Annotated in this window: 25 protein-coding genes; 9 read left to right on the top strand and 16 right to left on the bottom strand. The window is 66.4% G+C overall.

All coding sequences use genetic code 11. The annotated features are described in order from the left end of the window. Positions 1-7: 7 nt before the first annotated feature. From ACE191_RS03585 to ACE191_RS03575, 3 genes are all read right to left on the bottom strand, one after another. Positions 8-586 carry an NAD(P)H-dependent oxidoreductase gene (locus tag ACE191_RS03585; RefSeq protein ID WP_400190812.1) on the bottom strand — a complete coding sequence of 193 codons (579 nt, stop codon included), beginning with the start codon at positions 584-586 and terminating at the stop codon, positions 8-10. Positions 587-649: 63 nt separating this feature from the next. Further along, positions 650-1,213 carry a Crp/Fnr family transcriptional regulator gene (locus ACE191_RS03580; protein ID WP_400190811.1) on the bottom strand — a complete coding sequence of 188 codons (564 nt, stop codon included), beginning with the start codon at positions 1,211-1,213 and terminating at the stop codon, positions 650-652. Positions 1,214-1,323: 110 nt separating this feature from the next. Beyond that, positions 1,324-2,253 (bottom strand): polysaccharide deacetylase family protein, encoded by a 930-nt coding sequence (locus ACE191_RS03575; RefSeq protein WP_400190810.1) that lies wholly within the window; start codon positions 2,251-2,253, stop codon positions 1,324-1,326. 126 nt (positions 2,254-2,379) lie between these two features. Between ACE191_RS03575 and dapA the strand changes: the two genes are divergently transcribed. Next, positions 2,380-3,267, top strand: coding sequence for a 4-hydroxy-tetrahydrodipicolinate synthase (dapA, locus tag ACE191_RS03570; protein ID WP_400190809.1), 888 nt, complete (start codon positions 2,380-2,382; stop codon positions 3,265-3,267). After that, positions 3,264-3,926, top strand: coding sequence for a hypothetical protein (locus ACE191_RS03565; protein WP_400190808.1), 663 nt, complete (start codon positions 3,264-3,266; stop codon positions 3,924-3,926). Before dapA ends, ACE191_RS03565 begins: the two co-directional genes overlap by 4 nt. 1 nt (position 3,927) lies before the next feature. Here the strand turns inward: ACE191_RS03565 and ACE191_RS03560 are convergent, their stop codons facing one another. The 4 genes from ACE191_RS03560 to ACE191_RS03545 form a co-directional block, all read right to left on the bottom strand. Further along, positions 3,928-4,665 (bottom strand): (Fe-S)-binding protein, encoded by a 738-nt coding sequence (locus ACE191_RS03560; protein WP_400190807.1) that lies wholly within the window; start codon positions 4,663-4,665, stop codon positions 3,928-3,930. 141 nt (positions 4,666-4,806) lie between these two features. Then, entirely contained in the window at positions 4,807-5,658 is an 852-nt protein-coding gene (locus ACE191_RS03555) for a hydroxymethylglutaryl-CoA lyase (RefSeq protein ID WP_400190806.1), read from the bottom strand. Between the two features lie 66 nt (positions 5,659-5,724). Further along, positions 5,725-6,699 carry a hypothetical protein gene (locus ACE191_RS03550; RefSeq protein ID WP_400190805.1) on the bottom strand — a complete coding sequence of 325 codons (975 nt, stop codon included), beginning with the start codon at positions 6,697-6,699 and terminating at the stop codon, positions 5,725-5,727. 121 nt (positions 6,700-6,820) lie between these two features. Then, entirely contained in the window at positions 6,821-7,549 is a 729-nt protein-coding gene (locus ACE191_RS03545; RefSeq protein ID WP_400190804.1) for a helix-turn-helix domain-containing protein, read from the bottom strand. A 101-nt stretch (positions 7,550-7,650) separates the two neighbouring features. Here ACE191_RS03545 and ACE191_RS03540 point away from each other — a divergent pair, with 101 nt between their 5' ends. Next, entirely contained in the window at positions 7,651-9,009 is a 1,359-nt protein-coding gene (locus tag ACE191_RS03540; RefSeq protein WP_400190803.1) for a peptidoglycan DD-metalloendopeptidase family protein, read from the top strand. A gap of 105 nt (positions 9,010-9,114) precedes the next feature. Here ACE191_RS03540 and ACE191_RS03535 read toward each other — a convergent pair whose 3' ends face one another. From ACE191_RS03535 to ACE191_RS03525, 3 genes are all read right to left on the bottom strand, one after another. After that, positions 9,115-9,720, bottom strand: a complete 606-nt coding sequence (locus ACE191_RS03535; RefSeq protein WP_400190802.1) for a hypothetical protein — start codon at positions 9,718-9,720, stop codon at positions 9,115-9,117. 156 nt (positions 9,721-9,876) lie between these two features. Next, the gene (locus ACE191_RS03530) at positions 9,877-10,587 is read right to left on the bottom strand and encodes a hypothetical protein (RefSeq protein WP_400190801.1); all 711 of its coding nucleotides are present in this window, start codon (positions 10,585-10,587) and stop codon (positions 9,877-9,879) included. Continuing rightward, the gene (locus ACE191_RS03525) at positions 10,587-12,347 is read right to left on the bottom strand and encodes a S8 family serine peptidase (RefSeq protein ID WP_400190800.1); all 1,761 of its coding nucleotides are present in this window, start codon (positions 12,345-12,347) and stop codon (positions 10,587-10,589) included. The genes ACE191_RS03530 and ACE191_RS03525 overlap by 1 nt, the downstream gene beginning before the upstream one ends. A gap of 195 nt (positions 12,348-12,542) precedes the next feature. On the opposite strand from ACE191_RS03525, the gene ACE191_RS03520 reads away from it, so the two are divergent. The 3 genes from ACE191_RS03520 to ACE191_RS03510 all read left to right on the top strand — a co-directional run bounded on the left by ACE191_RS03520 (position 12,543) and on the right by ACE191_RS03510 (position 16,345). Then, on the top strand, positions 12,543-13,373 hold the full coding sequence (locus ACE191_RS03520; RefSeq protein WP_400190799.1) for an OmpA family protein: 831 nt from the start codon (positions 12,543-12,545) through the stop codon (positions 13,371-13,373). A 187-nt stretch (positions 13,374-13,560) separates the two neighbouring features. Continuing rightward, entirely contained in the window at positions 13,561-15,558 is a 1,998-nt protein-coding gene (locus ACE191_RS03515; RefSeq protein ID WP_400190798.1) for an AAA domain-containing protein, read from the top strand. 274 nt (positions 15,559-15,832) lie between these two features. After that, on the top strand, positions 15,833-16,345 hold the full coding sequence (locus tag ACE191_RS03510) for a peptidylprolyl isomerase (RefSeq protein WP_400190797.1): 513 nt from the start codon (positions 15,833-15,835) through the stop codon (positions 16,343-16,345). A gap of 61 nt (positions 16,346-16,406) precedes the next feature. Here ACE191_RS03510 and ACE191_RS03505 read toward each other — a convergent pair whose 3' ends face one another. Continuing rightward, the gene (locus ACE191_RS03505) at positions 16,407-16,817 is read right to left on the bottom strand and encodes a hypothetical protein (protein ID WP_400190796.1); all 411 of its coding nucleotides are present in this window, start codon (positions 16,815-16,817) and stop codon (positions 16,407-16,409) included. Between the two features lie 16 nt (positions 16,818-16,833). Beyond that, positions 16,834-17,424 carry an ACP phosphodiesterase gene (locus ACE191_RS03500; RefSeq protein WP_400190795.1) on the bottom strand — a complete coding sequence of 197 codons (591 nt, stop codon included), beginning with the start codon at positions 17,422-17,424 and terminating at the stop codon, positions 16,834-16,836. Positions 17,425-17,620: 196 nt separating this feature from the next. Between ACE191_RS03500 and ACE191_RS03495 the strand changes: the two genes are divergently transcribed. From ACE191_RS03495 to ACE191_RS03485, 3 genes are all read left to right on the top strand, one after another. Further along, positions 17,621-18,130 carry a pyridoxamine 5'-phosphate oxidase family protein gene (locus tag ACE191_RS03495; protein ID WP_400190794.1) on the top strand — a complete coding sequence of 170 codons (510 nt, stop codon included), beginning with the start codon at positions 17,621-17,623 and terminating at the stop codon, positions 18,128-18,130. 134 nt (positions 18,131-18,264) lie between these two features. Next, complete coding sequence (locus ACE191_RS03490; RefSeq protein WP_400190793.1) at positions 18,265-19,005, top strand: spheroidene monooxygenase; 741 nt, start codon at positions 18,265-18,267, stop codon at positions 19,003-19,005. A 403-nt stretch (positions 19,006-19,408) separates the two neighbouring features. Beyond that, positions 19,409-22,354 carry a leucine--tRNA ligase gene (locus tag ACE191_RS03485; RefSeq protein ID WP_400190792.1) on the top strand — a complete coding sequence of 982 codons (2,946 nt, stop codon included), beginning with the start codon at positions 19,409-19,411 and terminating at the stop codon, positions 22,352-22,354. A 138-nt stretch (positions 22,355-22,492) separates the two neighbouring features. On the opposite strand, the gene ACE191_RS03480 is transcribed toward ACE191_RS03485, so the two are convergent. The 4 genes from ACE191_RS03480 to ACE191_RS03465 form a co-directional block, all read right to left on the bottom strand. After that, positions 22,493-23,143, bottom strand: a complete 651-nt coding sequence (locus ACE191_RS03480; protein WP_400190791.1) for an NAD(P)-dependent oxidoreductase — start codon at positions 23,141-23,143, stop codon at positions 22,493-22,495. 111 nt (positions 23,144-23,254) lie between these two features. Beyond that, positions 23,255-23,701: an Rrf2 family transcriptional regulator gene (locus ACE191_RS03475; RefSeq protein WP_400190790.1), complete on the bottom strand. Its 447-nt coding sequence runs from the start codon at positions 23,699-23,701 to the stop codon at positions 23,255-23,257. Positions 23,702-23,806: 105 nt separating this feature from the next. Then, positions 23,807-24,154 (bottom strand): MmcQ/YjbR family DNA-binding protein, encoded by a 348-nt coding sequence (locus tag ACE191_RS03470; protein ID WP_400190789.1) that lies wholly within the window; start codon positions 24,152-24,154, stop codon positions 23,807-23,809. Between the two features lie 111 nt (positions 24,155-24,265). Further along, positions 24,266-24,445, bottom strand: a complete 180-nt coding sequence (locus ACE191_RS03465; RefSeq protein WP_400190788.1) for a DUF6728 family protein — start codon at positions 24,443-24,445, stop codon at positions 24,266-24,268. Between the last annotated feature and the right edge of the window lie 91 nt (positions 24,446-24,536).

The following is a 24,536-nucleotide window of genomic DNA, read 5'->3' as shown; positions in this document are numbered from 1 at the left end:
CTGCGGGCTATTTTAACTGGCCTCCGGCCCGCTCCACCTGCCGCAGCCACGCGGCGCGCTGTTCTTCAGTGGACCCGCGCACAGCCCCGATGTAGGTAACCCCAACCGGGCTGACTCCGCAGAACTTCAGGGTGGCACGGCGCAGCTGGTTGACGCTGGGCCGGCCGTACCTCAGCCGGTAGTACCACCCCGGTTGGTCGAGGGTGGTGATGATGCGCGCCGACTTGCCCCGCAGCAGCTTGTCCCACCAGCGGGAGCCGGGTCGGTAACGAAACGCCAGCCCTGGCAAAAACACCCGGTCGATAAAGCCCTTGGTGAGGGCCGGCAGGCCGCCCCACCACACGGGGTGCACCCACACCTGGTGGTCGGCCCACTGCAGGGTTTCCCAGGCCGCCAGCAGGTCGGGCTCCAGCGGCAGGCGCTGCTGGTAGCCGTGGGCCAGGTTGGGGGTGAACTGCAGCTGGCCGATGTGGATTTCCCGCACTGCCGCGCCGGAAGCGGTGGCTCCCTGGCAGTAAGCCTGCGCCAGCGCCGCCCCGAAGCTGTCGGGACTGGGGTGGCCGTTGATGACAACTATTTTTTTCACGGTGCCGAACGAGGTAGTCCGGTAAAAGTCCGCTGCTGCCCGCGCCCGGCGGCGGACAAATGTCTAAAACGTTTTTTCGCGGCGCAGGCGGCTCAGGTGCCGGGGCGTAATACCCAGCAGGGATGCCAGGTGCTGCAAGGGCACGTGCTGCAGGTAGTCGGGGTGCTCGGCCAGCAGTTGCTGGTAGCGCTGCCGGGCCGAGAGCTTCTGCAGGGCAAAAATGCGCTGCTCCATTTCCACGTACTGCTGTTCGGTGAGCCGCTTGCCCACCCGCGTCCAGGCGCAGCTGCCCGCGTACAGCGCTTCCAGGGCCGGGCGCCGGAGCACGAGCAGCTCGCAGGGCAGCAGCGCCTGAATGTTTTCCTCGGTGGGCTGCTGGGTAATGAGGCTGGAAAGAGCCGTCATCAGCCGCCCGGGAAACGTGAGGCAGTAGGTGATTTCGTCGCCGTTGTCCCTGGTATAGAACGAGCGCAGCAGGCCCTGGCGCAAAAACACCAGTTCGTGACACACGCTGCCGGCCCGGATCAGCCATTCGCCCTTGGCCAGGGTGCGGGCCGTTACCAGGCCATCGAGCTGCTGCAGCTCGGCTTCGGAGAGCAGGCCCAGGGAGGCAAAAAACGCTTTCATGCGCGCAAACGGGAAACGGGTCGGAACCGGCAGGCAAAGAAAAGCCTGCCCTCCATACTTCAACCAATTGAAGTAGAAGGGCAGGCCCAAAAGTGTAGTTCAGAAGCGGCTTACTTGCCGTCGAAGCTGTTGACGATGCTGTTGTGCAGGGTGCGGGGGCTCCAGTAGCCCGAGGCGATGATGCGGCGGATGGTGAACAGCGGGTCCTGCTGGTCGCGCTTCTCGGCCAGCACGAAGGCGGCCACCATGCCGCGCTTCTTCAGCTCGGGAATAGCCTCGGGGTTCCACAAACCGAAGGGGTAAGCGAAGTACTTGATTTCCTTGCCGGTGATTTCCTCCAGGGTCTTGGTGGGCTTCTCAATCTGCGTCACCCAGTCCTGGCCCTGGTACTTCTTCACGTTGTGGTGGTCCCAGGTGTGAGAGCCGATGACGTGGCCCTCGTCCGACAGCTGCTTGATCTGGGCCTTGCTCATGTAGCGCGGCCGGCCGATGCTCACCGTCATCACGAAGAACACGCCCTTGAAGCCGTGCTTGTCCATCTCGGGCTTGGCCACCGTGAACTGGTCCAGGTCGGTGTCGTCGAAGGTGAGCATGATGGGCTTGCTGGGCAGCGGCGCGCCGGTGGTCAAGTAAGCGTAGAGCTGGTCGGGCAGCACGGTGTGGTAACCCGAGTCGGCCAGCATCTGCATCTGCTTCTTGAAATCGGCCACCGGCACGATGTAGTCCTTGGCGCCCTTCGAGTCCTTGGCGCGCCAGTCGCGAATCTGGTGGTAGCACAGAATGGGCACCTGCGGCCGGGCCAGGATGGCGGCGGCATCGGCCACCTTGCCGGCGGGAATGCTGCTGGGGTCGGGCGCGGCCGTGGCGGCGGCTTTTTCGGCTTCGGCGGTGGCGGCAGTGCCCGACATGGCTTCGGCCGTGGCGCTGGCCGGGGTGGCGGCTTCCGTGGCCGAGGCTTTTTCGGTGTTGCAGGCCGGCAATACGAAGCCGGCAGCCAGGGCAGCGGCGCCTAGCAGAAGAGTGGAGAAACGGTGCGACATGGAGTGGAAAAACGCCGCCAGCGGCGACGGAAGCGACAAAAAGCAAACCCTGAAACCAACCGAAGCGCCCCGGGGTATTACCTTCGCGGTTCGCTTCTACTTACAAAGCAACGGTTTCTGCGCTTCATGGACAAACTTGACTCCCGTCTTCCTGCGCTTCACGGCACCGGAGTAGCCCTGGTCACCCCCTTTTCGGCGGCCGACTTCAGCGTGGACTACCCGGCCCTGCGGCGCCTGCTCGACTTCGTTATCGACGGCGGCGTGGAGTACATCGTGGTCAACGGCACCACGGCTGAGTCGCCGACTACCACGGCGGCCGAGAAAGCCGAGCTGCTGCGCGTGGCCAAGGAGCACGTGGCCGGGCGCGTGCCGCTGGTGTTCGGCATCGGCGGCAACGACACCGCGGCCGTGGAGCGGCTGATTCACAGCACCGACCTGGAGGGCGTCGCGGCCATCCTGTCGGCCTCGCCCTACTACAACAAACCCTCGCAGCGCGGCATCATCGCCCACTACCAGCGCCTGGCCGACGCCGCGCCGGTGCCGGTGATTCTTTACAACGTGCCCGGCCGCACGGCCTCCAACCTCTCGGCCGACACCACCCTGCGCCTGGCCGAGCACCCCAACATCGTGGGCATCAAGGAAGCCAGCGGCGACCTGGAGCAGTGCCTGCAGATTGCCGCCCTCAAGCCGGCCGATTTCCTGCTCATCTCCGGCGACGACCTGCTCACCACGCCCATGATTTCCTTTGGCGCCGTGGGCGTCATCTCGGTGCTGGCCAACGCCTTCCCCCGCCCCTTCTCCGACATGACCCGTCTGGCGTTGGCCGGCGACTACGCCGCGGCCAGCGAGAAGCTGTTCGAACTGCTGCCGCTCAACCCGCTCATGTACGAGGAGAGCAACCCTGTGGGCGTGAAAGCCGCCCTGGAGCTGCTGGGCGTGTGCTCGGGAGCGGTGCGCCTGCCCCTTCTGGCCGCCTCCGAAAGCCTGCAGCAGCGGATTCGCAAGCTGCTGTGAGCGACATCTGGATCAATTTGTTGATTCCAGCTTGCCTGCTGGCCAGTTACCCGCCCATGTTGCTGACTGCCCGGTTCTGGCCGAAGCACCAGTCGCCCCGGCTGCTTAAGTGGGTTCACTTGGGCGGCTGGGGCTTGGTGTTGCTGCAAATAGGGGCAATGGGAACCTGGCGTCTGTCTTTGCGCGGGCAATGGCTGGATATGCTGCCGTTTGGGCTGGCCTGGCTGGCAGCGGGCAGCTACTTTGCCCTGCGGCGCCGGCAAATGGGCTGGGCCGGCAAGTTCTACTTCGGCGGCTGGTTTGCCTACCCGGCAGCCTTGGTCGGGGCTTATCTGCTGGACCGCATCTTCTTCGTGCTGGTGTCGATACCTATCATCTTATTTATCCCCGACCAGGAGTTGTATTCCGGACCACAATGCGCCATCCGGTCGGGTAGCGGCGGCTTTCTAGCACCGCCACGTCTCGACCTGGTCACGCCCTTCGGTCCCTTGCTGGAAAAGCACCGTGGTTTTGTGCAGCGAAATGAAGCAAACCTGGCAGCCATTAAGACCATTTCCGCTGCGCAAGTGCTGACCACCCCAGCTTCCGATACCACGGCGGTAATGCTGATTGGCCCCACCGGCCGCCGGCATATTCTATACTTTCTCAGCAGCCATTAATCTACCACCCGCTGGCCAGCACATCGGCGACGTGCAGGGTGCGTAGCGGCAGCTTTTCGCGGCGGATGTAGGCGTCCAGGTGCATCAGGCAGCTGGTGTCGGTGCTCACGATGTAGCGGGCGCCGGTGGCCAGCGCGTGCTCGACCTTCTGCTGGGCCATGGCCACCGAAATGGGCTCGAACTTGACGGCGAAGGTGCCGCCGAAGCCGCAGCAGGTTTCGGTTTCGGCCATTTCCAGGCGCTCGAGGCCAGCCACCGAGTCGAGCAGGCGGCGGGGCTCCTCGCGAATGTGGCACTCGCGCAGGGCCGAACAGGAGTCGTGGTAGGTGTACTGGCCTTCGAGGCGGGCGCCGGGAATGCGCTCCACGCCCAGCACGTCGACCAGGAACTCGGTGAACTCGAACACGCGGCGCTGCAGGCCGGGAAACTGCGCCTGGCAGCTGGAGTCGCTCAGCAGCTCGCCGTAGTGGTTGCGCACCATCCCCACGCACGAGGCCGAGGGCGACACCACGTAGCGCTCGGCGGGCCCGGCGAAGTCGGCGAGGAATTTCTCGGCTACCTGCTGGCTTTCCTGGCGGTAGCCGGCGTTGTAGGCGGGCTGCCCGCAGCAGGTCTGGGCAGGATTATAGTTCACTTGGCAACCCACGGCTTCCAGCACCTTCACCATGTTCATGGCGGTGTCGGGAAACAGCTGGTCGACGAAGCAGGGAATAAACAGGTCAACGAGGGCGGCGGGCATAAGGAAAAGGGAATTGGATTGTCATCCGGCGGCCTAGCCGAAGGATCTTGTTAGCGCAGAACGTCAGGCACCGGCTGATTACTTTCTGATGCGACCAGGCCCCTCGCCGGCGCCACAGGATGACAGCCGCAAGTTTACGGCTCAATGCCCCACAAACACCCCCGCGCTCATTTGCTGCGCCGCGCGCAGGGCGGCCATATCCAGCCCGTTGGGCACGCCCTGCTCCTGCAGGTAGAGCACCAGGTTTTCGGTGGCCATGTTGCCGGTCAGCTCGTCGGCGGCCATGGGGCAGCCGCCAATGCCGCCCAGCGCCCCGTCGAAGCGGCGGCAGCCGGCCGCAAAGGCCGCCTCCACCTTCTCGCGCCAGGTAGCGGGGGTGGTGTGCAGGTGGGCGCCGAACTCGATGTGGGGGAAAGCCGCCGTCAGCTCGCGGAAGGCCGGGCCGATGGTTTCGGGCGTGGAAGCGCCGATGGTGTCGGACAGGGCCACGATGCGCACGCCCAGCGCGTCGAGGCAGCGGGTGAAGTCGCCCAGCACCGCGGGGTTCCACGGGTCGCCGTAGGGGTTGCCGAAGCCCATGGAGAGGTACACCACCAGCTGCTTGCCGCGCTGCTGGCACAGCTCCTGCATGCGGGCCACTTCCTCGAGGGCCTCGGCAATGCTCTTGTTGGTGTTGCGCTGCTGAAAGGTTTCCGACACCGACAGCGGGAAGCCCAGGTACTGAATTTCGGGGTAGCCCACGGCGGTTTCGGCCCCGCGCAGGTTGGCCACGATGGCCAGCAACTTGGTGCGGGTGTTGGTCAGGTCGAGGCCGGCCAGCACCTCGGCCGTGTCGCGCAGCTGCGGAATGGCCTTGGGCGAAACGAACGAGCCGAAGTCCAGCGTATCGAACCCCACGCGCAGCAGCTGGTTGAGGTAGGCGGTTTTGGTGGCCGTCGGAATAAAGTCCGACCAGCCCTGCATGGCGTCGCGCGGGCACTCAATGAGTTTCATGGGCAGCGAAAGGAATGGGCCGCAAAGGTAACGGCCCACCCGACAACCGCCCGGCCGGCCGCCGGGTTAGCGCAGCACCCCGAAGCGGCCGCCCGGCGCGTCGAGAATGATGGTGCGGCCGGCGAAAGGCTCGTTGCCCAGCATGCCGGCCAGGCCCGACAGGCGCGTGAGCATCTCCTGCGTGAAGCTCATGCCCTTCATGTAGCTCACGGTACCCAGCGGCAACTCGGTGCCCCCCAGCCGGATGGCCGCCGCAGTGGGAATGGTGTAGGTGGTAAGCGTCTTGCCCCAGGAATTCACCGCGTTGGTTTGCACCGGGGCCGCGGGCCGGGCCAGCTCCCGCCAGCGACTCTCACTGGTGAGCAGGGCGAAGGCGCTGCTGCCGCTGTCAAACAGCAGCGGACCCGACTGCCCAGGCAGCTCGGCGCCGAGCATCACCCGGCGGCCCTTCAGCTCCAGGGGCACAAAGTCGGCGCGGCCGGCTAGGCTGTCGGGCACGGCGGCGTAGAGGCTGAAGCGCTGGCGGGGGTAGTCGATGACCAGCACGTGGTGTTCCAGCACGTCGGCGCCGAGCGTGCCAATGACCAAGGGCGCGGTGGTGTCGGCGGGCAGCTCGCGGGCCCCGAATTGCAGCACCGGGGCTCGGCGTACCCGCACTTCGGCCCCGCCCAGGCGGAAGGCGACGTTGCGCACTGTATCGGCCCGGGGCACCAGGGCCGGGCCGGCAGCGGGGTACTGGGCGAGCAGGGCGGTCAGCGGGTGGGCGTAGAATACGGTGTACGGGGCGCCGGTATCAAACTGCAGGTAGCAGGTGCGGGCGCAGCCCGGCACCCGCACGGGCACCAGTTGGTGGGCGCGGGCCACTGCGGGCTGGGCGCGGTTGTCGGCCTGCCACACGAAGGCGCTCCGGGCCGGCAGCCCGGCCACGGTCAGCTGATTGGTCGGGGGCGCAAACTTCTGCTGCATGTAGAAGTAGCCGCCCACGGCACCCAGCACGAGTAGCAGCAACACGGAGAGGAGGATTTTGGCGAGGGTTTTCATGGGCCGGAAACGGAGGTGGATGACGGCAGCAAACCTACCCGCTGCCCTCCCCTCGCCCCTGCGTCATTTACCCGTCATATTGCCGCCACTTCGCTTAACGCCTTGATTAGACAATAATTAATTAGAGCCCGAACCGGTATATAGCCAGATTGCCGCGCCGCAATTGCAGGGCCGCATAGCCCACGGCCAGCACGTTGAGCACGTAGGAAACGACGAACACGCCGAGAAACGTCCCGGGCAGCACGGCCTGAAAAAAGCGCGCCGCCAGCCAGTGCGCCAGCACCAGCAGCAGGTAGGTCAGGGTGCTGGCCACCTGCCACAGAATCTGGAAGCCCAGCACCCGCCGCCCCACCTCGGCCACGTGCTCGATGTGGTGACGACGGGCGCGCCAGAGCAGCAGCGGCAGTACAATGTTGAGTAGCGGCAGCACCAGAAAGCCCAGGGCGCTCAGGTTGAGCAGCTGCACAAACTGCGGGTCGGAGCGCAGCATGGCCGGCTCCGCCACCGGCGCGGCGGCCACCCCGAGCGGTTGGGCCCCGACCATCGTCCGGTCCTGCGGCGGCGCAACCACCGCTAGTGCGGTCAGCCTGCCGTCCGGTTCCGGCCAGCCGGCGGGCAGCGACGAAGCTTCAGCTCCCAACCCGGGTTCGGCGGCCGGCGCCGAGCGGAAATCATCGAGCGACACGCCCAGGGCAGTGGCCAGGGCCTGCAGGGTATGGCCGCGGGGCACCGAGCCGCCCTGCTCCACCCGCTGAATGGTGCGCAAGCTGACTCCCGACTGCTCGGCCAGCATTTCCTGGGAGAAGCCCCGGCTTTTGCGAATGGTCAGGATGCGGTCGGCGGAAAACATGGGCAGCGGGTAAATGAGCCGTCAATATTACCGTTTCCGCCGCGCAAGCTCGCCACGCCCGCGCACCGAACCCGCCGCGCCCGGCCGGTGTTGAGCAGCATATGCGCCTAATCTCCACGACGCGCCGGTCGCTGCGCCGGCTTCTGCCCCTGCTTTTTCTGCCCTTTTTGTTCACCGGCTGCGGCCCGCAGCAAACCCTGCAGGGCATTTTTGCCCAGCCCCGCACCCCCCACGAAGCCTACGCCCGCCAGCTGCGCCAGGCCGGCCTCGACCGCACCGCCCTGGGCCGCGACTGGCTGGCGGCTGCCGACCGCGCCCTGCAGGATTCGCTGGTGGTGACGCTGCCCTTCCGCGAAACCGGCCTGTTTCGGGCCGAGCAGGCCTTTGCGGCTTCCTACCGCTACGCCGTGCGCGCCGGCGAGCAAATCAGCATTTCCCTGACTCTGGAGCCGGCCACCGCCGACGTGCGCGTGTTCGTCGATGCCTTTGAGCTCGACCCGGCCGACCCACGCCCCCGTGCCCTGGCCTCGGCCGATACGCTGAGCCGCTCGTTCAGCTACGTGGCCGAGGACGACCGGCAGCACCTGCTGCGGGTGCAGCCCGAGCTGCTGCGCAGCGGCCGCTTCACCGTCCGCATCCGCCGCGGCCCCTCCCTGGCCTTCCCGGTGCACGGCAAAAACGACGTGGCCGTGGGCTCGTTCTGGGGCGTGGAGCGCGACGGCGGCGCCCGCCGCCACGAGGGCATCGACATCTTTGCCCGGCGCGGCACGCCCGTGGTAGCCGCCGCTGCCGGCCTCATTACCCGCGTGGGCGAAACCCCGCGCGGCGGCCGCGTGGTGTGGCTGGCCGACGCCACCCACGGCCGCCACCTCTACTACGCCCACCTCGACCAGCAGCTGGTGCAGGCGGGCCAGCTGGTGCAGCCCGGCGACACGCTGGGGCTGGTGGGCAACACCGGCAACGCCCGCAGCACCCCGCCCCACCTGCACTTTGGCGTGTACCGCCGCGGCTGGGGCGCCGTCGACCCCTTCCCCTTCGTGCGCCGCCCCGATACCGAGCCGGCGGCCCCGCGCACCGCGCCCGAGCGCCTGGGCCAGTGGGTGCGCCTTACGGCCCCGCGCACAGCGCTGCGCCCGGCCCCCACGGCCCCCAAAACCAAGCCCGCCACCGGCCTGCCCAGGCACACGCCCCTGCTGGTGGTGGGCGCTACCGCCGACTGGCTGCGGGTGCAGGACCCCAGCGGGCGGCTGGGCTACGTGCCGGCCAAGTCCGTGGCCACCGAAGCCCTGCGCCGCGAAGCCCTGGCCGGTCCTGCCGACCTGCTCAGCCACCCTACTGCGGCGGCCACCCCACTCGACACGCTGCCGGCCCAGGCCCGCGTAGCGGTGCTGGGCGAGTGGAGCGGCTACCGGCTGGTGCGCAACGCCGCCGGTCAGGTAGGCTGGCTGCGCCAGGGCTAGCACCTCCCCACGCTGGATCCGGCCCACTTCCAGCGGCTACAAACACGACGGCCCGTTCCACAACCAAGGTGGAACGGGCCGCTTTGCGTTGCTGGCAGCGGGTTGTTACTCGGCTACCACCACGGCTTTGTTGAGCTTTTTGGCGAAGGCAATGCGCTTTTCGCGGCCCGAGGCGTCTACGTAGTCGAAGCCCACGGCGCGGTTGTCTTCGCGCACGGCCTGCCAGCCCTCGGGGTCGGCGCCCTCGGGGGCAGAGGTGGTTTTCTTGGGAATGGCGGGGGCGGTGAACTTGTCCTCGGCGAAGAACTTGTTCATGCCCTGCAGAATGGCAATTTCCTTGGCCCGCACGCTGCCGGCCTGCGGGTCTTCCTGCATGGCGCGTTCGTCGATGAGGGCCGTGGCGGGCATCACCTCATTGCGCAGAGTGTCGCCCTGGGCCGAGATAATCAGGAAGCGGGCGTTGGCCTCGGCCACCTTGGTGCCCTGCAGCAGCAGCACGAAGTTGTCCTTGGCGCGGGGGTCCGAAAACGCGTGCTGGGCCTGCACTGTGCGCAGCACCGTGCGGCTGGTCATGCGGCTGCGGGCGGCTTCGGGCTTGGGCGTAAACAGTTGGTCAGCGTTATTGGAAGTGCCCACCTCCCGGTCGGTCGTCACGCACGACGACTGGAAAAGCAGGGCAGCAAAAGCAACGGGAAGGAGGAATTTTCTCATGACGAAGGGAAGGTTCGATAGCCCTGGAGCGGCGGCGTACGAAAGCCGGTGTTCGGCGCGGGGCCGGCAGGCGGCCGCCAATTTCGTACCAAAGGACTGCTGCTTGGCCGTACGTAGTGGCGCGGTACCGGTTGCATTGCCCCGCTACCACTGCACCTAAAAAAGCCCGACTTCGAGGCCCAGGGCCCAGCGCGGCAGCTCGGGATAGGCCGCGCCGCGGAACGAGTCGGACAGGCGGTAGCGGGCCTGCGCGGCGTAGCGGCCCAGGCCCAGGCGCCCTGCCAGCCCGTAGGGCCAGCGTTCCAGGTAGCGCAGGCCGCGCTCGGTACCCAGCACCCGCCGGGCCGGGCCGGCGCCGGGGCGGTCTTCGGTGTGGTGGGCGCTGCCCAGCACCCAGCCCCCCCAGGCGCCCAGGTCGAGGTACTGGCCGATGGCGTTACCGCGGCGGCCGGCGTTGAGGCGCAGCCAGGCCTCGGCGTCGGCGCGGTGCAGGGTAAAGGACTCGCGGTGGTGCAGCACGGGCGTGGGCAGCACCTTCCCGGCGGTCTGGCGCAGCGCGTAAGTCTGACGCAGGTAGCGCACGTCGGCGCCCAAAGCCAGCCAGGACGTGAGGCGCAGCTTGTGGCGCAAGCCCAGCGTCAGCTCGCCCGAGGCGCCGTAGCGCAGAGGCGCGCCCGGCTGGTCGGGACCCACTACCAGGGCGTAGCCGCCGTAGAGGTGGCGGTAGAAGCGCCGGTTGGGGCCGAAGGTCTGCCGGGCGGTGTCGGCGGCCACGTCGGCGTCGAGCAGCACGGTCTGGGCGTGGGCGGCCGCGGCCGGCAGCAGGGCCAGCAGCAGCGCGGCCCGCACGAAGGTCAGGTGGCGCATCAGGGCAGGCGGTATTCGGCGGTGTAGCCGGCCACGTGCACGCGCAGCACGTCGCCCGGCAGCAGGGCATTCAGCGGCAGGCGCAGCACGGCGCGCTGGCGCACGTCGAGCACCTGGTAGCGGCGCAGGCGGCCCCGGCCGTCGGCCAGGTGCCAGTAGCAGTACAGCAACTGCTCGGGGCGGGCCGCGCCGGCCCCGGAGTCGCCCGCCGCCGCCGCGGAAGCCGGGCTGCTCAGCGGGTTCACCGCCGGCGCGTCGGCCACGGCGGGGCGGGCAGCGGGGGGCAGCGGCGCCTGGGTTGAATCGGCGTAGAGCGGCAGGGCCTGCACCGCGCGCAGGTGCGGCCGCAGCAACACCTGCACCCCGCCCGCATCGGCCACGAAATCGAAGGAAGGCGCGGCCGGGGCAGACGCGGGAGTCAGCAGCCGGGTTGCCGTAGGCAGGCCGTAGCCCTGGGCGTAGTCGAAGTAGGGATACAGCTCGCCGGCTTGCTCGAGGCGCCGGAACAGCTCCATGGCGGGCAGCTCGCGCTGCTGCTGCCAGAGACAGGCCGCCAGCCCCGCCAGCAGCGGACTGGCAAACGAGGTGCCTTCTACCTGGCGGTAGCCGCCGTCGGAGCTGGCGGCGGCCACCACACCCAGGGCAGCCACGTTGGGCTTGCGCCGGCCGCCGGCCGCGGGGCCGCAGGAGCTGAACTCGGTGGGCAGAAACGAGCCAGGGTCGAGGCCGGCCACAGCCAGGGCCGAGTCAGCATCAGCGGGCGTGCCGATGAGGCGCCAGCGCGGGTCGTCGCCGTCGTTGCCGGCGGCGCACACCACCAGCATGCCCTTGCGGGCGGCCATGTTGGCGGCGCGGGCCACCAGGCTGGTGCGCCCGTCCATCTGCTCGCGGAAGTAGCGGCGGTCGGTGTAGCCCAGCGAGGAGTTGATGATGTCGGCCCCGAGGCGGTCGGCCCACTCGGCGGCGGCCAGCCAGGCCAGCTCCTCGCTGTACAGCTCGCGGTGCAGGTGCTCGGTGCGGGCCAGCAGGTATTCGGCCTCGGGTGCCAGGCCCAGAGCCTGGCCGTTGGGCAGCACCCCGGCCAGGCAGGACAGCACCTGGGTGCCGTGGCTGCCGCCGCGGTACACATCGGGGCGCTGGCGCACGAAGTCGTGGGTGGCCACAATACGCCCGCCCCGCCGCAGGTGCTCGAAGGCCGGGTGCTGGTCGGCGCCGTTGAAGCCCACGTCGAGCACGGCAATGCGCAGGCCGCGGCCGCTCAGGCCGGCCCGGCGCAGCGCCCCCAGGCCCAGGCTGCCCACCTGCCGCTGGGCCAGCTGGTGCAGTTCGGAGGTGGCAGGCGCGTCGGCGGCCGGCCGCTCAGCCCGGGCGGCCGGCTGCAGGTCGGCGGTAGGCAGCGGCACCACGCGGCGCACGCCGGGCAGCCGGCGCAGGGCGGCCTGCTGGGCGGGCGTGGCGCGGCAGGCCATGGCATTGAACCAGCGGCTGACCAGCAACACGGTGTCAGCGTGGGCCTGCACCTGGGCCAGCAGGTCGGGGCGCAGGGGAAAGTCGGTGCTGTCGGCGGCGGGCAGGTGCTGGCGGCGGCGGCGGGCCTGGGCCTGGGGCGAGAAATACGCCCGCGCGTCGAAGTGCACGCCCGCTTTATCGCGCAGCTCCACCCAGCAGGGTGCCGCCGCGGGCGGCGGGGCCGCCCGGGCCGGCAGTTCCGGCAGAACCAGCAGGCAGGCAGCGCTCAGGCGGAGTAAAAATCGAATCACGCGGCAAAGACGGGCAAAGGAAAAGCAGACGGGCAAGTTACGGCCATTCCGGCGCACGGCGCAACGGCGGGGCCCTCTTCGCCACCCAAGCAGGCAGCCGCCTGCCGCAGGCGCCCGGAGCAGGCCGATAACTCCACCGGCGGGCCGGCCGTACCCCCGGCAACGCATATAGTTGCCATCATTCCCCCGTTCCTTATGAAGACTCCCCCTTTCCGTACCCTACCGGCCGCCGCCCTGCTGCTGGCCCTGACCGTGGCCCCGGGCTGCGTGTCGCAGAAAAAATACACCGCCCTGCAAAGCCAGCTGGGCGACGTGAGCAAGTCGCGCGACCAGCTGCAGGCCGAGAAAACCGCCCTGGAGCAGGAAAAAGCCCGCACCGAGGAAGAGCTGCGCCAGCGCCTGGTGTCGCGCAGTCAGCAGGTGCGCCAGCTCAACCAAAGCCTAAGCGGCGCCGAGGAGCAGAACTCCCAGCTCTCGGCCAACCTGCAGGACCGCGAGCAGCGACTGGCCGAGCTGCAGCGCAAGCTCGAGGAGAAAGACCGCGCCGTGCAGGCCCTGCGCAAGCGCGTGGCCGACGCGCTGCTGGGCTTCAACGCCCAGGACTTGCAGGTAAACCTGAAAAACGGCAAAGTTTACGTGTCCTTATCGGAGCAGCTGCTGTTCAAGTCGGGCTCGACCAAGGTCGACCCTAAGGGCCAGGAGGCGCTGAAAAAGCTGGCGGCCGCGTTGCGGGGCAACCAGGACGTGAACGTGGTGGTAGAGGGCCACACCGACAACGTGCCCATTGCCCGCGGCACGGCCGGCATGCGCGACAACTGGGATTTGAGCGTGCTGCGCGCCACCGAAATCACCCGCATCCTGACCGAATCGGGCCTGGGGGCGGCGCAGGTTACGGCCTCGGGCCGCGGCGAAACCCTGCCGGTGGCGGCCAACACCACGCCCGCCAACAAGCAGCTGAACCGGCGCACCGAAATCATTCTCACGCCCAAGCTCGACGAGCTGTTTCAGCTGCTGGAGCAGAATTAAGCCGCCGCGGGCTTCCCGCCCAAACGCCCGTGCGGCGCTGCTTCGGCCCCGGGCGGGCGTTTGGGCGGGTGCTCCGGGCCGGCAGTTGCGACCCGGGCAGTTGGAATCAGCATTTGTGCCCGACCTTAGCCCATTCTTTCGCCGTTTTCGTTGAACCTACGGTATTTCCCCACGCATTCCCAAGAGCTTGGCTGAGCCTACCCCCACTCCCCCCGCCCTCGAACCCGTTTACGACGAGCTACGCCGCGTGCAGGGCCTGCTGCGCGTCGAGCAGCAGGAAGACCTGGAGCAGTACCGCATCCGCAACGCCAAGAGTACCATTGCCGAGCGCGTGCACCGCGGCCTGAGCTGGTACCCCGTCAAAATCACCAAGGAAGACATCGGCTTCGGCGGCAAGCTGGTGCTGGAGCTGGAGCGCCCCAGCGGCCAGAGCCAGCAGCTGCACCTGTTTCAGGTGGGCAAGAACGCGGCGTTGTTCGGCAACGTGCCCGGCCGCGCCGGCACCGACCGCCCCACCCTGCAGGGCGTGGTAACCAGCGTGCGGCGCAACAAAATCACGTTGGCCACCAACAAGGAGGATTTGCCCGACTGGGTGGAGGAAGGCGGCAAGCTGGGCCTGGACCTGACCTTCGACGAGGTGAGCTACCGCGAGATGGAGCTGGCTTTGCAGAAGGTGCAGGGCGCCTACGGCCGCCTGCAGGAGCTGCGCGACACTTTGCTGGGCCACCGCCCCGCCGAGTACAAACCCGAGGCGCAGACCGAAAAGCTCTACTACCCCAACCCGCTCAACGCCTCGCAGACCGCCGCCGTGCAGCACGTAATGGCGGCCAAGGACGTGGCCATTATTCACGGCCCGCCCGGCACCGGCAAAACCACCACCCTGGTGCAAGCCATCCTGGAAACCATCCGGCGCGAGCGGCGGGTGCTGGTGTGCGCGCCCTCGAACACGGCCGTGGATTTGCTCACCGAAAAGCTGGCGGAGCGCGGCGTGAACGTAATTCGCATGGGCAACCCCTCGCGGGTGTCGGATCTGCTGCTCGAGCACACCCTCGACGCACAGGTGATGACCCACAAGCACTACCCCGAGATGCGCGCCCTACGCCAGACCGCCGAGCAGTACCGGCAGATGGCCGGGCAGTACAAGCGCAACTTCGGCTACGAGGAACGCCAGCAGCGGCAAAACCTGAAGGAACAGGCCCACCAACTGCTGCAGGAGTCGGACCAGCTGGAGAAGTACATCACCGAGGATCTGCTGGAAAAGGTGCAGGTGATTACCTGCACGCTGGTGGGGGCCGCCAACCGCGCCATTCGCCACCTCAGCTACGAAACCGTATTCATCGACGAGGCCGCCCAGGCCCTGGAGCCGGGCTGCTGGATTCCCATTACCAAGGCCGAGCGCGTGGTGCTGGCCGGCGACCATTGCCAGCTGCCGCCCACCGTGAAAAGCGACAAAGCTGCCGCCCAAGGCTTGCGCGAAACGCTTTTTGAGAAGTGCATCACCCGCCAGCCGACCACCGCCAAGATGCTGGAAGTGCAGTACCGCATGCACGAGGACATTATGCGCTTTTCCTCCGACCAGTTCTACGGCGGCCGGCTGGTGGCCGACGAGCGGGTGCGCCGCGCCGACCTGCACGCCTACGATTTGCGCTTTGCCCCCGAGCCCGGTGCGGTGGAGTTCATCGACACGGCGGGCTGCGGCTTCGAGGAAATGGGCATTCTGGACTCGCCCTCGGTGGCCAACCCCGAGGAAGCCGACCTGCTGCTGCGCCGCCTGGTGGAGCTGCTGCAGGACTACCACGCCGTCGACCACGAGCAGCACCCGCTCAGCATCGGTGTCATTGCGCCCTACCGCGCCCAGATCAACCACCTCAAGGACCGCGTGGAAGACGTGCCCGTGCTCAACGAGCTGCTGCTCAAGCGCCAGCTCAGCATCGGCACCGTCGATTCGTTTCAGGGCCAGGAGCGCGACATCATTGCCATCAGCCTCACCCGCTCCAACGCGGCCGGCGACATCGGCTTTCTGGCCGACATCCGCCGCATGAACGTGGGCATGACCCGCGCCCGCCGCAAGCTGCTGCTCATCGGCGACTCGGCTACGCTCAGCACCCACCCCTTCTACCGCGACTTCGTCAACTACGTGGAAGACATTGGCGCCTACCGCACGGCCTGGGAGTTTCAGCAGTAGCGCCCCGTCATTGCGAGTAGGCACGACGAAGCAACCGCAGGAAGGCGTAGCCAATCGGTCCTTGCCCGTGGCAGAAAACGGATGCGCCTGACCAACTAGTTTCGGTTGGTCAGGCTCTTTCAGTTGTGCTGCGAGGGGAAGGATTGCTTCGCTTCGCTCGCAATGACAGATGCCGCCTTGCCTGCTCAAGCCAGACCACATTACCCAACGGCGTCGTTATTTTCCCGTACTTGCCGCTAGTTTCAACCAAGATTTTCAACCAGTACCGCCTCCCATGCAGATTGCCGATAAGAAAGTGGTGACCCTCACCTACGACCTGAGTGTCACCAACGACGAGCAGGAAAAAATGCTCGTCGAAAAGGCGGAAGCCGATTCGCCCATGGTGTTTTTGTTCGGCATGAGCGGCCTGCCCGAGGAATTTGAGCAGCAGCTGCAGGGCAAAAACCCCGGCGACTCCTTCGCCTTCAGCCTCTCGCCCGAAGACGGCTACGGCGAATACGACCAGAACGCGCTGGTAGACCTGCCCAAGCAGGTATTCGAAATCGACGGCAAGCTTGACACCGAGATGCTGCAGGCCGGCAACTACCTGCCCATGTCCGACAACCAGGGCAACCAGCTGCAGGGCAAGGTGGTAGCCGTGACCGACGACACCGTGCAGATGGACTTCAACCACCCCCTGGCCGGCATGACCATGCACTTTGAGGGCCAGGTAGTAGCCGTGCGCGACGCCACGAAAGAGGAGCTCGACCACGGCCACGTACACGGCGAAGGCGGCCACCACCACTAGTCGGCCCGTTTAGCCCGCTTTCCGGCCCGCTCGTCTGCCCCAGACGAGCGGGCCGTTTTGCTTATTCCCCGGCGAAGGAGCCCGCGTCTTCAATCAGCGGGTCGCAGATCAGCCGGTCTTCGGCCAGCCGGTAGGTCATGTAGTAGTCCACCGCGTAGCCGTCGGGGCGCCGCAGGCGCAGGTGCAGGGCATCGGTGGGCGGGGTGTCGGCCGAGAAGCGCAGCTGCACGTCGACGCCGATGCCGCCCACGCGCAGGGAGCCGGCCGCCAGCTGCGCACGAATGGCCTGCTCCAGCCGGGTCACCCGTTCGGCCGGCGCCGCGTCGTCGTCCTCATCGGCCCCGAGCAGCACCATGCTGCCGTCGGCGCGCAGCCCGGCGCCGAAGGGTCGAAACTGGCCGGCCTCGGTCAGAAAAGATTTGGCTTGCTGCACCAGCGCGTCGCGCACCGCCAGCAGTTCAGGGTCCTGCATATCGTAAGAAATTCAGTTAATCCAGGGGGTCGACGGCGGCCCGCAGCTGCGGCCAAAACTCCTCAAAATCCGCCTGATACGCCGCCCGCTCGGCCAGGAAGGCGGCCGCGCCGGTGGCCAGCACGGTGCCGCCGGGCGCGCGCCGGCTCAGGCCGTACAAGGCCCGCTCCAGGCCCTCGGGCCGGGCATAGCCGGTCAGCCAGTCGTCCTCGCGCATGTAGCGCAGCATGTGCCGGAGGCGCTCGGGCAGCTCGGCGCGGCGGGCGTGCAGCAGGGCGTACATGCGCTGGCTGAAGGCGGCTAAGGGCTCGTGGGGGCGGTAGCTGTGGCGGGCAAAGTCGCGGGCCAGCAGGTGGTCGTAGCCCACGTCGGCCACCACGCCGGCCCATTTGCCCAGACCCTGTTCGCGCAGGCGGGCGGTGCTGCGCCGCACCACGGGGTGGGCGTCGGTGAAGCTGTCGATGAGCCGGTGTAGGCGAATGCCGCGCTGCACGGCGGGCGGGTAGGCCGCGAGGGCGGCGCGGCCGCGCACGGCTTCGGCGGCGAAGTTGCCCACGATCAGGTCGTCGTCGGGGCCCGAGAGCAGCAGGTGGGCGAGGAAGTTCACGGCGGAAATGTAGGGCAAAAAGCAGCTTTGCAGCCGGCAACTGGTTTGGCGGCCGCCAGAGCCAGGGCCCCGGAAACTCCGGGGCGGGCCCTGCCCTCGTTTACCGCCAAACCCGGGGCACTACCAACCCCGACCCGTACCCTACCGTACGTGCAAGCACCGCATTCTCACTCGATCAACCCAAACACCCTAACCCATGGCCGAAAAAGTTGCCGTAAGCCACGACGTAAGCAAGCTCGTGGAGCGCATTAAAGACATCAAGATTGCCATGCTCACCACGGCCGAGGCCGATGGCTCGCTGCACGCCCGCCCGATGTACACCCACGAGCCCGAAGCCAACGGCACGCTGTGGTTTTTTACGGAGCTGGACTCGCCCAAAATTGACGAGGTACAGCAGGACCGCCACGTCAACCTGGGCTACTCCAAGCCCCAGGACAACCTGTACGTGAGCATCAGCGGCCGCGCCAGCGTGGTAACCGACCGCGCCAAGATCAAGGAGCTGTGGAACGAGGGCCTGCGCACCTGGTTTCCCAAGGGTTCCGACGACCCCAACATTGCCCTAATGCGCGTTGAAATTGACCGGGGCGAATACTGGGACCAGCCCAGCAACGTGCTGGTTCACGCCTTTGGCTACGTAAAGGCCGTGGCCACCGGCGAGCGGTACCAACCCACCGGCGACGAGCACGCCAAGGTGAATCCACGATAAGGCGGGGCAACCTGCCGCCGCGGCCGCCCGTTTAACCCCAGGCCACCGCGCCCAACTTTGCTACTGATCGAAAGGGGGAGAATCCGTTCTCTCCCTTTTTTTGTTGCCCCTACGTCAACCCAACCTTGCGTCGCTTGCACCCCGCTCCCACCCCGGCCCTACCCGTCACCACGCTCACCATCATTACGCTGCTGCCCGCCCACCGGCGCTGGGGCCTGGCCCAGATGGGCGTGCTGCCGCGCTCGTTCGGGCAGGTGCCGGGGCTGCGCTTCGGCAAGCTGCTGGGCTCGGGCTTCGATTTCGGGCTGCGCCCTAACCTGCGCCGCTACGGCCTGCTGGCGGTGTGGGACAGTGAGGCCGCGGCCGCGGCGTTTTTCGACCACTCGCCGCTGTGGCAGTCCTACCGCCAGCGCACGAGCGAGCTGTGGACGGCCTACCTGCAGCCGCTGCACTCGCACGGTCTGTGGGACGGCACCGAGCCCTTTGGCCCCGCAGTAGCTGCCGAAGCCCCCGGTGCCGACGAGCCCGTGGCGGTGCTCACCCGGGCCAGCATCCGGCTGCGGCGCTCCTGGGAGTTCTGGCGGGCCGTGCCGCCGGTGAGCCGGGCCGTGCGCACGGCGCCGGGCTACCTGGGCGGTATCGGCCTGGGCGAGCTGCCGCTGATTCGGCAGGCCACGTTCAGCTTGTGGGAGTCGGCGGGCCTGATGCGACAGTACGCCTACGGCCGCCAGGCTGCGGGCCGGCACCAGGACGTCATTCGGCGCACGCGCCAGGAACAGTGGTACTCCGAGGAGCTGTTTGCCCGCTTCCGGGTGCTGCGCGCCGAGGGCAGCTGGGATGGGCAGAACCCGCTGAGCCGACCCGAAAGGGCATAAAAAAGCGGACCGCCTGTCACGGTACAACACCACACCTGAGGTTGCACCTAGTTGCCGCATTTGACAGGCAGCCCGCTCGATACAAAACAACGGCCCCGCCGGCCGGTCTGGCTACGCATTACTACGGGTTATACTCGGCTATTAGTACGTAATTTTTTCAGCTACTTTTTCGCCCTGGCGGCGCCTACGGGCCGTTTTTTGGATCTTTCCCGGGCTATCGGACTGGTACTGCGCACTTCCCACCCAAATCGGCCGCAGTCCGGCGCCGCCCCGGCTTGCCAGCAGCTCGGGGTGCCGGCCACCAGGCCAAAACCGCGGCCGACCGGCGCAAACGCGCCCCCGGCCTGGGCTGGTACGGCGCGGCGGGCTAACTTCGCGGTTTCAGCAATAGACCAATCGCCCTATGCCCGGCTACCGACCGCAGGAGATAGAGAAAAAGTGGCAGCAGTTCTGGCAGCAGAACCAGACTTTCCGCGCCCAGAACAGCTCCGACAAGCCCAAGTACTACGTGCTCGACATGTTTCCCTACCCCAGCGGGGCCGGGCTGCACGTGGGCCACCCCCTGGGCTACATTGCCTCCGACATCGTGTCGCGCTACAAGCGCCACCGCGGCTTCAACGTGCTCCACCCCATGGGCTTCGACTCCTTCGGTCTGCCGGCCGAGCAGTACGCCATCCAGACCGGGCAGCACCCCGAAAAAACCACCCGCGAAAACATTGCCCGCTACATCGAGCAGCTCTCGGCCCTGGGCTTCAGCTACGACTGGAGCCGCGAGGTGCGCACCTCCGACCCGAGCTACTACAAGTGGACGCAGTGGATTTTCCTGAAGCTGTTCAATAGCTGGTACAACCTCGACACCGATCGAGCTGAAAGCATCCACACCCTGCAGGAAAAGTTCGCCGCCGAGGGCTCCCAGGGTGTGCGCGTGGCCTGCAACGAAGACGAGCGGCACGACTTCTCGGCCGGGCAGTGGCAGATGATGTCGGAGGCGCAGAAGATTGCCGCCGTGCACCCCTACCGCCTGGCCTACCAAAGCGAAACCTACGTGAACTGGTGCCCGCAGCTGGGCACGGTGCTCTCCAACGACGAGGTGAAAGACGGCGTGTCGGAGCGCGGGGGCTACCCGGTGGAGCGCCGCCTGATGCCGCAGTGGAATTTGCGCATCACCGCCTACGCCCAGCGCCTGCTCGAAGGGCTGGATAACATCGACTGGCCCGACGCGGTGAAGGAAATGCAGCGCAACTGGATTGGCCGCTCGGTGGGCGCCGAGGTGCGCTTTGACGTGGACGGCCACCCCGAGCTGCCGCTGACCGTGTTTACCACCCGCCCCGATACCCTATTCGGCGTGAGCTACCTGGCCGTGGCGCCCGAGTCGGAGCTGGTGGAGGCGCTGACCACCCCGGAGCAGCGCGAGGCAGTGGCGAAGTACGTGGAGTGGGCCAAAAACCGCTCGGAGCGCGAACGGATGGCCGACGTGAAAACCATCACCGGCCAGCCCACCGGCGCCTACGCCCGGCACCCCTTCACCGGCGAGCAGTTGCCCATCTGGGTGGCCGACTACGTGCTGGCCGGCTACGGCACCGGCGTGGTCATGGCCGTGCCCGCCCACGACACCCGCGACTTTGCCTTCGCCAAGCATTTCGCTTTGCCCATCGTACCGGTGGTGGAAGGCTACGATGAGGCCGCCGGCGAGGCCTACGTGGCCAAGGAAGGCCGGGTGATGAACTCCGACTTCCTCAACGGCCTCGACGTGAAGCCCGCCATTCAGGAAGCTATCCGGCGCCTCGAAGCCAAGGGCATCGGCACGGGCAAGGTGAACTACCGCCTGCGCGACGCCATTTTCGGCCGGCAGCGCTACTGGGGCGAGCCAATTCCGGTGTACTACCGCGACGGCATGGCCTTCGGCGTGGCCGAGCAGGATTTGCCGCTGGTGCTGCCCGAAATCGACGAGTACAAGCCCACCGAAACCGGCGAACCGCCGCTGGGCCGCGCCCAGGACTGGAAGTACCGCGGGCAGTTCGACTTCGAGCTGAGCACCATGCCCGGCTGGGCCGGCTCCTCGTGGTACTACCTGCGCTACATGGACCCGCAGAACGACGAGCGGTTTGTGGGCGAAGAGGCCGAGCAGTACTGGCAGACCGTGGATTTGTACATGGGCGGCGCCGAACACGCCACCGGCCACCTGCTCTACGCCCGCTTCTGGTACCTGTTCCTGAAAGACCTAGGCTTGGTCAGCGGACAGGAGCCGTTCCAGAAGCTCATCAACCAAGGCATGATTCTGGGCCGCTCGAACTTCGTGTACCGTATTAATTGGGTTGTTCAAACTAAATTCAGAGAAGCACTCGAACAGCTTGGACGTGAACAAATTATACCTGTAACATTTGTTTCGAAAGGCAGATTACAAACTCTTAGTGATGGTACACCTTTTCTGTATCCTGAAAGAGAAGATTTCCTACAAGGGCTTACAGAAGCGTTTCATGCCAGATATCCTGACCTAGTGCTTTCGTATAATGGCATTACCCAACTCCACGTTGATGTGAGCTTGGTTGACAATGATATACTTGACATTGAGGCCTTCACAAATTGGCGTGAAGAATACAAAAACGCCCACTTTCTATGTGAGGAAGACGGCGGCCACTACGTCTGCGGGGTCGAAATCGAGAAGATGTCGAAGTCGAAGTACAACGTGGTGAGCCCCGACACGCTGATCGACCGGTACGGCGCCGACGTTTTACGTCTGCACGAAATGTTCCTCGGCCCGCTGGAGCAGTACAAGCCGTGGAATACCCAAGGCATGACGGGGGTATCCAGCTTCCTCAAGAAGCTCTGGCGCCTGTTCTACCCCGAGGACCGCGACTGGGCCGTAACGGAAGAAGCGCCCACGCCGGCCGAGCTGAAAGCTTTGCACAAGGCCATCAAGAAGGTGCAGGAAGACGTGGAGCGGTTCTCGTTCAACACCTCGGTGAGCACCTTCATGATCTGCGTCAACGAGCTTTCGGCCCTCAGCTGCCGCAAGCGCGCCATCCTGGAGCCGCTGGTGCTGCTCATCTCGCCCTACGCGCCGCACCTGGCCGAGGAGCTGTGGGAGCAGCTGGGCCACGCGGCCGGCTCGCTGAGCACCGCGCCCTTCCCCGAGCTCAACGAAGCCTACCTGGTGGAAGACACGGTGAACTACCCGGTGGCCATCAACGGCAAGGTCCGCGAGCAGCTGCAGTTCCCCGCCACCGCCACCGCCGCCGAAATCGAGGCCGCCGTGCGCGCAACCGATATCCTGGCCCGCTACGCTGAGGGCAAGCCCGCCAAGAAAGTCATCGTGGTGCCCGGCCGCATGGTCAACGTTGTGGTGTAACTACTGCCGGCTTTAGTGAACAAAAAGCCCGCTGGTATGGCACCAGCGGGCTTTTTGTTGAGCAAGCGCAGCCCGGCGGCACGGCTTCCAACTCTTGCCCGGAAGCGGCGCGTTTTGCGTATCCGGGCGAAGCCGCCGTTAGTAAGCCGCCGTAAACCGCTGCCGGCTGAACTGGTGCTTTTCGACTTCGTCGAGCACGGCCACGGCCAGGTCTTCGCCCGAGAGGAGGCTGCGGCCTTGGGCGTTGAACACCGGGTTTTCGGTGCCCAGGCGGTACTGCCCGGTGCGGCCGGTGTCGATGCCCGCGTGCATCTCGATGGCGGGACTCACGAAAGTCCAGTCGAGCCGGCCGTTGCTGCGCAGTTCGGCGAGGTAGTCGCGGGCGGCAGTGGCCCCGGCCTTGTACTCGGCCGGAAACTGCGGCCCGTCGACCAGCTGCTGGTCGCCGATGTAGAGGCTGCCGGCCCCGCCGATAATCACGAGGCGCGCAATGCCCGCGGCTTCGGTGGCTTGCTCAATGGCGCGGTTGCCGGCCAGGGAATCCGCGTATAGGTTGGGGTTGGTCCAGCCCGCATTGAAGGAGTTGAGCACCAAGTCGTGGCCTTTCAGCTGCTCGGCCAGCTGGGCCGGCTGGGTCACGTCGCCCTGCACCACGGTCAAGTTTTCGGGCTGCTCGCCGATTTTGCGGGGGTCGCGCACGATGGCCGTGACGTGGTGGCCGCGCTGCAGGGCTTCGCGCAGCAGGTGGGAGCCGACAAAGCCGGTAGCGCCGAGAAGGGCAATTTTCATAAATCAGGAAGGTGAGAGGTGAAGAAACGACTGCATATTGTAACCAACGCAATTACAACACAAAGTAACGACTTATTGTAACAACTATTGTTACAATAAAGCGCAAAAAAATCAGCTCGGCTCCAGCCGCGCCTGCCGACTGATGTCCTGGCTGACGTGCTGCAGGCTCACGGCGGCCAGTTCACGCTCCAGTGCCGTTTGGGCCCGCCGCAGCGAATCGTTCAGCGCCGCCTGGATGTTGCGGCCCACGGGGCAGGCGGGGTTGGTTTGCGCGTGCACGTTGAACAGCTGCCCCGCCTCCACTACTTCCACCGCCTGGTACACGTCGAGCAAGGAAATATCGGCCAGCTGGCGTGCGAGAAACGTGCCCCCCGAGGCGGGCCGCACCTCCACCAGCCCAGCTTTTTTCAGCTGCCCCAGAATGCGGCGAATAACTACCGCGTTGGTGTTTACGCTGGCTGCCATGCGCTCCGAGGTCAGCAGGCCATCGGCGGGCTGGTGCAGCGCCAGCAAAGCCAGCACGTGCACGGCAACGGAGAAACGGCTACTGATTTGCATAACGGGAAGCTGAATTAAGGGCCAGGACCACTCGGCTTGGCGCTGTAACCAACAAAGTTACAGCAAGGTTCGTTGGGCGGGGTTGCCGCGCGTTTTTGGCCGCGTTCAGCTCAGGCTTTCGCGCACGGCCCGCGGCAGCGAGGCGCGCACCAGGTCGTAGGAGTGGTCAATCTGCTCCTGCAGCTGCCGCACCGTGATGCCCGTGCCGATGAGCACCGTGTTCCAGTGCTTCTTGTTCATGTGGTAGCCCGGCAGCACGTAGTCGTACTGCTCGCGCAGCTGGGTGGCGCGCTCCGGGTCGCACTTCAGGTTCACGCTGCCGAAGTTGTCGATGCTGGTGAGGGCGTAGATTTTGCCGCCGACTTTAAACACCAGCGTGTCGGGGCCGAAAGGCACTTCTTCGGTGGTGCCGGGCTTGGCCAGGCAGTAGTCGCGGAGTTCCTCGATGTTCATGGTAGCGGCGGGTTGCGGGCGGCAAGGTAGCAAGCCGGGGCGTCGGCAAACAACAAAGCCCGCCAACCGGACGGGAGGCAGGCTTCGGAACCGGAAAACTGCGCCGGCAGCTTAGCGCAGGATGACGAACTTGAAGAGCATGAAAATCAACCCGGCCAGGAACATCAGCATCGAAATCTTATTGATAGTGTGCATGGTGCGCAGGTTGAAGTTGGTGTGGCGCGAAGGATCCTTCTTGCGGAAGAAATACGTCAGCACCGGGCCGAAATCGAACAAGCCTTTGGTACGCATAGGGCAGAAACGGGAAAGCAGCTGAAAAACGAAGGTAGCAAAACGCCCCGCAGGGCCGGCCGTTGGTAACAGCGCCCAGCGGCGGATAGTT

Origin of the sequence: Hymenobacter sp. B81, assembly GCF_044628455.1 — a bacterium.
GTDB lineage: Bacteria > Bacteroidota > Bacteroidia > Cytophagales > Hymenobacteraceae > Solirubrum.
Note: the sequence above shows the minus strand (reverse complement) of the source record. Positions and strands in the feature narration are given on the sequence as shown.

Excerpts from the sequence above, each read along its gene's own strand:
- ACE191_RS03505 (WP_400190796.1), bottom strand. The coding sequence starts at position 16,817 with ATGCAGGACCCTGAACTGCTGGCGGTGCGCGACGCGCTGGTGCAGCAA.
- ACE191_RS03485 (WP_400190792.1), top strand. The coding sequence starts at position 19,409 with ATGCCCGGCTACCGACCGCAGGAGATAGAGAAAAAGTGGCAGCAGTTC.
- ACE191_RS03495 (WP_400190794.1), top strand. The coding sequence starts at position 17,621 with ATGGCCGAAAAAGTTGCCGTAAGCCACGACGTAAGCAAGCTCGTGGAG.
- ACE191_RS03575 (WP_400190810.1), bottom strand. The coding sequence starts at position 2,253 with ATGTCGCACCGTTTCTCCACTCTTCTGCTAGGCGCCGCTGCCCTGGCT.
- ACE191_RS03530 (WP_400190801.1), bottom strand. The coding sequence starts at position 10,587 with ATGCGCCACCTGACCTTCGTGCGGGCCGCGCTGCTGCTGGCCCTGCTG.
- ACE191_RS03480 (WP_400190791.1), bottom strand. The coding sequence starts at position 23,143 with ATGAAAATTGCCCTTCTCGGCGCTACCGGCTTTGTCGGCTCCCACCTG.
- ACE191_RS03560 (WP_400190807.1), bottom strand. The coding sequence starts at position 4,665 with ATGCCCGCCGCCCTCGTTGACCTGTTTATTCCCTGCTTCGTCGACCAG.
- ACE191_RS03540 (WP_400190803.1), top strand. The coding sequence starts at position 7,651 with ATGCGCCTAATCTCCACGACGCGCCGGTCGCTGCGCCGGCTTCTGCCC.
- ACE191_RS03550 (WP_400190805.1), bottom strand. The coding sequence starts at position 6,699 with ATGAAAACCCTCGCCAAAATCCTCCTCTCCGTGTTGCTGCTACTCGTG.
- ACE191_RS03555 (WP_400190806.1), bottom strand. The coding sequence starts at position 5,658 with ATGAAACTCATTGAGTGCCCGCGCGACGCCATGCAGGGCTGGTCGGAC.
- dapA (WP_400190809.1), top strand. The coding sequence starts at position 2,380 with ATGGACAAACTTGACTCCCGTCTTCCTGCGCTTCACGGCACCGGAGTA.
- ACE191_RS03535 (WP_400190802.1), bottom strand. The coding sequence starts at position 9,720 with ATGAGAAAATTCCTCCTTCCCGTTGCTTTTGCTGCCCTGCTTTTCCAG.
- ACE191_RS03545 (WP_400190804.1), bottom strand. The coding sequence starts at position 7,549 with ATGTTTTCCGCCGACCGCATCCTGACCATTCGCAAAAGCCGGGGCTTC.
- ACE191_RS03520 (WP_400190799.1), top strand. The coding sequence starts at position 12,543 with ATGAAGACTCCCCCTTTCCGTACCCTACCGGCCGCCGCCCTGCTGCTG.
- ACE191_RS03475 (WP_400190790.1), bottom strand. The coding sequence starts at position 23,701 with ATGCAAATCAGTAGCCGTTTCTCCGTTGCCGTGCACGTGCTGGCTTTG.
- ACE191_RS03470 (WP_400190789.1), bottom strand. The coding sequence starts at position 24,154 with ATGAACATCGAGGAACTCCGCGACTACTGCCTGGCCAAGCCCGGCACC.
- ACE191_RS03580 (WP_400190811.1), bottom strand. The coding sequence starts at position 1,213 with ATGAAAGCGTTTTTTGCCTCCCTGGGCCTGCTCTCCGAAGCCGAGCTG.
- ACE191_RS03510 (WP_400190797.1), top strand. The coding sequence starts at position 15,833 with ATGCAGATTGCCGATAAGAAAGTGGTGACCCTCACCTACGACCTGAGT.
- ACE191_RS03465 (WP_400190788.1), bottom strand. The coding sequence starts at position 24,445 with ATGCGTACCAAAGGCTTGTTCGATTTCGGCCCGGTGCTGACGTATTTC.